Source organism: Streptomyces sp. NPDC007162 (assembly GCF_040634175.1).
In the GTDB taxonomy this organism is placed as follows: Bacteria; Actinomycetota; Actinomycetes; order Streptomycetales; family Streptomycetaceae; genus Streptomyces.
Genome location: NZ_JBEYFC010000525.1, coordinates 1 through 6,017, shown reverse-complemented (window position 1 = coordinate 6,017; position 6,017 = coordinate 1). Strand labels below are relative to the sequence as shown.

Annotated in this window: 5 protein-coding genes; all 5 read left to right on the top strand. The window is 70.6% G+C overall.

The genetic code is table 11. The annotated features are described in order from the left end of the window. Positions 1-11 precede the first annotated feature (11 nt). The 5 genes from ABZ646_RS38055 (at position 12) to ABZ646_RS38035 (ending at position 5,929) form a co-directional block, all read left to right on the top strand. A complete protein-coding gene (locus ABZ646_RS38055; protein WP_360529715.1) occupies positions 12-515 on the top strand; it encodes a sigma-70 family RNA polymerase sigma factor in 504 nt (167 codons plus the stop codon). A gap of 47 nt (positions 516-562) precedes the next feature. Further along, positions 563-1,339: a zf-HC2 domain-containing protein gene (locus ABZ646_RS38050; protein WP_360529712.1), complete on the top strand. Its 777-nt coding sequence runs from the start codon at positions 563-565 to the stop codon at positions 1,337-1,339. A gap of 60 nt (positions 1,340-1,399) precedes the next feature. Next, positions 1,400-3,715 (top strand): UvrD-helicase domain-containing protein, encoded by a 2,316-nt coding sequence (locus ABZ646_RS38045; protein ID WP_360529709.1) that lies wholly within the window; start codon positions 1,400-1,402, stop codon positions 3,713-3,715. A 308-nt stretch (positions 3,716-4,023) separates the two neighbouring features. Then, on the top strand, positions 4,024-5,427 hold the full coding sequence (locus tag ABZ646_RS38040) for an NAD-dependent malic enzyme (protein WP_360529706.1): 1,404 nt from the start codon (positions 4,024-4,026) through the stop codon (positions 5,425-5,427). 220 nt (positions 5,428-5,647) lie between these two features. After that, positions 5,648-5,929 carry an HU family DNA-binding protein gene (locus ABZ646_RS38035; RefSeq protein WP_046733427.1) on the top strand — a complete coding sequence of 94 codons (282 nt, stop codon included), beginning with the start codon at positions 5,648-5,650 and terminating at the stop codon, positions 5,927-5,929. Positions 5,930-6,017: the final 88 nt, after the last annotated feature.

Sequence of the window (6,017 nt, the reverse complement as noted above, 5' to 3'; positions counted from 1 at the left end):
GACTTGAGTTCATACTTGTGCTCTTCCGATCTGCCCTGTACAGGGAGCACGCCGGACCTCTCCTTGCGTATGTCCTGCGACTGGTTGCCGGTGATCGGCAACGCGCCGAGGACGTCGTGCAAGAGACACTCATCCGTGCCTGGAAGAACGCCGGTCAGCTCAATCGAGCGACCGGATCGGTACGCCCCTGGCTGGTGACGGTCGCTCGCCGCATCGTCATCGACGGTCACCGCAGCCGGCAGGCCCGGCCGCAGGAGGTCGATCCGTCGCCGCTGGAGGTCATCCCCGCGGAGGACGAGATCGACAAGGCGCTGTGGCTGATGACGCTGTCCGACGCGCTCGACGACCTGACCCCGGCCCACCGGGAGGTGCTCGTCGAGACGTACTTCAAGGGGCGTACCGTCAACGAGGCGGCCGAGACGCTGGGCATACCCAGCGGCACCGTTCGCTCTCGGGTGTTCTATGCCCTGCGGTCGATGAAGCTGGCGCTTGAGGAGCGGGGGGTGACGGCGTGATGAGTGTGTACGGGGGGCACGGCGGGTTCGGCACAGGTGGTGCGGGTATGTCTGGTGCCATGCAGGAATCTCCGGTGCCCAATGAGCACGAGACCGTCGGCGCGTATGCGCTGGGGATTCTCGACGACGCCGAGGCAACCGCTTTCGAAGCCCATCTGGCCGGGTGCGAATGGTGCGCCCAGCAGCTCGACGAGCTGGCTGGGATGGAGCCCATGCTGGCGGCCCTCGCCGATCTGCCGGGCTCCGGAAGCACCCCGTCCATCGGTGAGTCGCTGTCCGCGAAGCCCAGCCCCCGGATGGTCGAGAAGCTGGTCGTGGAGGTGGCCGACAAGCGGAAGGTCCGCAGCCGGCGCACCCTCTTCGCCCTGGCGGCCTCGATCGCGCTGATCGTCGGCGGCCCGCTGGCCGTCCTGGCGGCGAGCGGCGGATCCTCGGGCGGCACCGCGAACACGGCGGGCGGGACGGCTGCCCAGGCCGCCTTCCAGACCCTGTCCGACAAGACGACGGCCACGGATCCGACGACCCACGTCACCGCGACCGTCGCCCTGGAGAAGAAGGACTGGGGTACCCACGCGGTCCTCCAGCTCAAGAACGTCAGCGGCCCGGAGAAGTGCTCGCTCATCGCCGTCGGCAAGAACGGCGAGCGTGAGACGGTCTCCTCCTGGTCCGTCCCGAACTGGGGCTACGGTCTCGCCGACGCCAAGACGGAGAAGGCCAAGCAGCCGCTCTACGTCAACGGCGGCGCCGCCTTCACCCCCAACGAGATCGATCACTTCGAAGTCATGACCTTTAGCGGCAAGAAGCTGGTCTCGGTCAGCGCGTAGCTTCGGCGGGCCCCCTTCGCGTACGGTTGACGGCTGCCCAGCACGTCAGAAGGGGGCCCGGTGGCCGTTCAGGCTCAGCAATCCGCGGTCGGCTCTCACGGACCCGCACACGACTCCACAGAGGACTCGGTTCGGGACCGTGAGATCAGCGTCGAACAAGCACACCTCGACCGGGTGTACAGGCGCCTCGAGGAGAAGATCCACGAGGCGGAGTTCCTGATGAACGACGCGGCCAAGCGCGGCCAGGTAGGCACCCCCGGTGCGCTCGCCGAGCGGGACGCGCAGGTCTTCCGGGCCGGCGTCCACCTCAACCGGCTCAACAACGAGTTCGAGGACTTCCTCTTCGGCCGGATCGACCTGCTCCTCGGCAAGGACGGCAAGAAGGGCCCCGACGGCGCCTACACCGCCGTGGAGCCGGCGGAGGGCGCGGTCCGCGCCGACAGCACCGCCGACATCGCCGAGACCCTGCACATCGGCCGCATCGGCGTCCTCGACCGGGACTACGCGCCCCTGGTCATCGACTGGCGGGCGCCGGCCGCGGCCCCGTTCTACCGGTCCACTCCGGTGGATCCCGGGCGTGTCGTACGACGCCGGGTCATCCGCTCCAAGGGCCGCCGCGTCCTCGGTGTCGAGGACGACCTGATGCGCCCCGAGCTCACCGCGTTCCTGGACGGCGACACGCTGCCCGTCATCGGCGACGGCGCCCTGATGGCCGCGCTCGGCCAGGCCCGCAGCCACACCATGCGGGACATCGTCGCCTCCATCCAGGCCGAGCAGGACCTGGTCATCCGCGCCCCCGCCGCCTCCGTCACCTATGTCGAGGGCGGCCCGGGCACCGGCAAGACCGCCGTCGCCCTGCACCGCGCCGCCTACCTGCTCTACCAGGACCGGCGCCGCTACGCGGGCGGCATCCTGATCGTGTCCCCGACCCCGCTCCTGGTGGCGTACACCGAAGGCGTCCTGCCGTCCCTCGGCGAGGAGGGCCAGGTCGCCATCCGCGCCATCGGCTCCCTGGTCGACGGCGCCGAGGCCACCCTCTACGACACCCCGGCCACCGCCCGCGCCAAGGGCTCCTCCCGGATGCTCCGGGTGCTGCGCAAGGCCGCCCGCGGCGCCCTGGAACTGAACGACTCGCCGACCCGGCTCCGGGTGGTCGCCTTCGGCCGCCGCCTGGAACTGGAAGCCGGGGAACTCGACCGCATCCGGCAGAACGCGCTGGGCGGCACGGCCCCCGTCAACCTGCTCCGCCCGCGCGCCCGCAAGCTGCTCCTCGACGCCCTGTGGAACCGCTCGGGCGCGGCCGGCCGGCACACCGACCCGGAACTCGCCGCCGAACTGCGCTCCTCCTTCGACGAGGACATCCTCACCGAGGACCCGTTCATCGAGTTCCTCGACGCCTGGTGGCCCGAGCTGACCCCGCGGGCCGTGCTCGCGGCGATGGCCGACGAGAGACGCCTCGGCCGCTGGGCCCGCCGCATCCTCAACCCGGGCGAGGTCCGCCGGGTGGCCCGCTCCCTGAAGCGGGACGGCCACACCGTTCACGACATCGCGATGCTCGACGAGCTCCAGGCGATCCTCGGCGCCCCGGCCCGTCCGAAGCGCAGGCGCGAGGCGCACCCGCTGGACCAGCTCACCGGCCTGGAGGAGCTGATGCCGGTGCGCGAGGAGACCCAGCGCGAGCGCGCCGAACGGCTCGCCCAGGAGCGCGTCGAGTACGCCCATGTCATCGTCGACGAGGCCCAGGACCTCACCCCGATGCAGTGGCGGATGGTCGGACGCCGGGGCCGCCACGCCACCTGGACGGTCGTCGGCGACCCGGCCCAGTCCTCCTGGTCCGACCCCGACGAGGCTGCCGAGGCCCGCGACGAGGCCCTCGGCAGCCGCCCGCGCCGCCGCTTCGAACTCACCGTGAACTACCGCAACCCCGCGGAGATCGCCGAGCTCGCGGCCAAGGTACTGGCCCTCGCCATGCCCGGCGCCACGTCCCCCTCGGCGGTCCGCTCCACCGGGGTCGAACCCCGCTTCACGGTGGTGCGCGACTCCCTGGAGAAGACCGTGCGCGCCGAGGCGGAGCGGCTGCTGGGCCTGGTGGACGGCACGGTCGGGGTGGTCGTCGCCATGGACCGGCGCGCCGAGGCCGCCCGCTGGCTCGCCGGACTCGGGGACCGGGTGGTGGCCCTGGGCAGCCTGGAGGCCAAGGGCCTGGAGTACGACGCGACGGTCGTCGTGTCGCCCGCGGAGATCGCCGACGAGTCCCCGGCCGGGCTGCGCGTGCTGTACGTGGCGCTCACCCGGGCGACCCAGCAGCTGACGGTGGTCTCAGCGGAGCGGGACGAACCGGACGCGGCCGGGGTGCCCGACCTGCTCAGGGACTGAGGCCGGGAGCGCCGGGGGACCCGTTCGGCCGACGGTTTCCTGTGAAGTCGGCGGACGGGAATGGCCAGACGGGATCTGTTTGTTAGCCTTGTCGTGACACCGGCCCGATCCAAGCCCCCGGGCCCAACCTTCGTCGCTGCGAGCGACCACTTGCCGCGAGGCGAGCATGGCGGGTCGGTGTCATGACGTGGGCCTCTTTTTTGCGCGAACAATACGCACGCAATCCGGCCGGGCTAACGCCTACCCGGCGGTAGGTGCGACGATCGGACGGCAAAACCAGCGACACGGTGAAACGAAGGAAGTCGGCCATGGCAACGGCGCCCAGCGTCTCCTACTCGATGACCATCCGGTTGGAGGTGCCCGCGAGCGGAACGGCCGTCTCGCAGCTCACCACCGCCGTGGAGGCCTCCGGAGGCTCGGTCACCGGCCTCGACGTCACCGCGTCCGGCCACGAGAAGCTCCGTATCGACGTCACCATCGCGGCCAGCTCGACCGCCCACGCCGATCAGATCGTCCAGCAGCTGCGCGACATCGAGGGCGTCACCCTCGGCAAGGTCTCCGACCGTACGTTCCTGATGCACCTCGGCGGCAAGATCGAGATGGCGTCGAAGCACCCCATCCGCAACCGTGACGACCTCTCCATGATCTACACCCCGGGCGTGGCCCGCGTGTGCATGGCGATCGCGGAGAACCCCGAGGACGCGCGCCGCCTCACCATCAAGCGCAACTCCGTTGCGGTCGTGACGGACGGCTCCGCGGTCCTCGGCCTCGGCAACATCGGCCCCAAGGCCGCGCTGCCCGTCATGGAGGGCAAGGCGGCCCTCTTCAAGCGGTTCGCGGGCATCGACGCCTGGCCGCTGTGCCTCGACACCCAGGACACCGACGCGATCGTCGAGATCGTCAAGGCCATCGCCCCGGGGTTCGCGGGCATCAACCTGGAGGACATCTCCGCCCCCCGCTGCTTCGAGATCGAGGCGCGCCTGCGCGAGGCCCTCGACATCCCCGTCTTCCACGACGACCAGCACGGCACCGCGATCGTCGTCCTCGCCGCCCTCACGAACGCGCTGCGCTGCACCGGCAAGGCGATCGAGAACATCCGGGTCGTCATGTCCGGCGCCGGCGCGGCCGGTACGGCCATCCTCAAGCTGCTGATCGCGGCCGGCGTGAAGAACGCCGTCGTCGCCGACATCCGCGGTGTCGTGCACTCCGCCCGCGAGGACCTCGTGGACGCGCCCGCCGACTCGCCGCTGCGCTGGATCGCCGACAACACGAACCCCGAGGCGCTCACCGGCTCCCTCAAGGAGGCCGTGCGCGGCGCGGACGTCTTCATCGGCGTCTCCGCCCCGAACGTCCTCGACGGCGCGGACGTCGCCGCCATGGCCGACGGCGCGATCGTGTTCGCACTCGCGAACCCGGACCCCGAGGTCGACCCGGCGATCGCCCGCCAGACGGCCGCGGTGGTGGCCACCGGCCGCTCCGACTTCCCCAACCAGATCAACAACGTGCTGGTATTCCCGGGTGTCTTCCGTGGCCTGCTGGACGCACAGTCCCGTACGGTGAACACGGACATGATGCTCGCGGCCGCGAAGGCTCTCGCCGACGTGGTCACGGAGGACGAACTGAACCCCAACTACATCATCCCCAGCGTCTTCAACGAGAAGGTCGCGGGGGCGGTGGCGGGGGCGGTCCGGGAAGCGGCGAAGGGCGCCTGAGCCCCGCTTCGGGGGCGTGGCCCCCGGGCGAACGGCTGTGAAACTTGCCACGCTTCAGAACCGGCGCGTCGTGAAACCCCCCCTTCGGCCCAGCCGTAGGGTAGGCGCGGCACCCGGATTGGCGTTCCCGCCGCAGGTGGGGGCAGGATGCGTCCCGGCCCAACATGCGGCTTCGCCGCGTGGCACGCCTCAATGGCAAGAAGAACACGGGAGTAACAACATGAACCGCAGTGAGCTGGTGGCCGCGCTGGCCGACCGTGCCGAGGTGACTCGCAAGGACGCCGACGCCGTGCTGGCCGCGTTCGCCGACGTCGTCGGCGACATCGTCTCCAAGGGCGACGAGAAGGTCACCATCCCCGGCTTCCTGACCTTCGAGCGCACCCACCGTGCCGCTCGTACCGCGCGCAACCCGCAGACCGGCGAGCCGATCAACATCCCCGCCGGCTACAGCGTGAAGGTCTCCGCGGGCTCGAAGCTGAAGGAAGCCGCGAAGGGCAAGTGACCTTGCCGTCCGTACGCGGTGAGGGCCGCGTTGGCCTGGTTCTCCTGGACGGTGGTGACGTTTGGGGAGAGCGTCGCGTCGGTCAGGC

Excerpts from the sequence above, each read along its gene's own strand:
- ABZ646_RS38035 (WP_046733427.1), top strand. The coding sequence starts at position 5,648 with ATGAACCGCAGTGAGCTGGTGGCCGCGCTGGCCGACCGTGCCGAGGTG.
- ABZ646_RS38040 (WP_360529706.1), top strand. The coding sequence starts at position 4,024 with ATGGCAACGGCGCCCAGCGTCTCCTACTCGATGACCATCCGGTTGGAG.
- ABZ646_RS38050 (WP_360529712.1), top strand. The coding sequence starts at position 563 with ATGTCTGGTGCCATGCAGGAATCTCCGGTGCCCAATGAGCACGAGACC.